Source organism: Pseudoalteromonas luteoviolacea H33-S, assembly GCF_001625695.1.
In the GTDB taxonomy this organism is placed as follows: Bacteria; Pseudomonadota; Gammaproteobacteria; order Enterobacterales; family Alteromonadaceae; genus Pseudoalteromonas; species Pseudoalteromonas luteoviolacea_B.
The window spans coordinates 1-505 of sequence record NZ_AUXY01000042.1 but is presented as its reverse complement, the minus strand read 5'-3'; the positions used below and the strand labels follow the sequence as shown (position 1 = coordinate 505).

At 31.7% G+C, this 505-nt stretch carries 1 protein-coding gene; it reads right to left on the bottom strand.

Features of this window, described 5'->3' with window-relative positions; translation table 11 throughout:
- The coding region (locus N477_RS03145) for a hypothetical protein (protein WP_063379438.1) at positions 1 to 414 on the bottom strand (414 nt) is incomplete at its 3' end.
- Positions 415 to 505: the final 91 nt, after the last annotated feature.

Below are 505 nucleotides of genomic sequence, written 5' to 3'. Positions count from 1 at the left end.
AGTAAAAGCGAATACATTGCCTTTTTTATAAACTTTCATCTTATTTGATTTATCTATATCAAACGCTTCTTTTATTAACCCCAAATTATCAGTTTTTAATGTGCCTTCATACAAGCTCAAAAAAAACTCATGCACAGTCAGGTTAAATTTCTTATGGAGATTTGAGATTGAAATATCTGGAGGGTTAAGACCAATCGTTAATTCCTCACCATTATTGAGTATGGTTACCGTTTGTTCAGACAACCCAAGAAAGTTTATTCTTTCTAAGTTGCTTGTCAGTGGGCAAAAAGACACATCAACAATATTTAACTGTAAGGTACCTATTGAGCACTTTAATTTTGGGAATTGCAATATAGCACTTGCAAGTGTATTGCTAGATATAATCAATAACAAAAAAGAAATTATTATGTTCATTTTATATGCCTGATGCTGCAATCTGTAGTTTAGTCCTATAATTACGAACTACCTCTTTAGCACACGTTAATGATTGCTTTGATTCTATCTG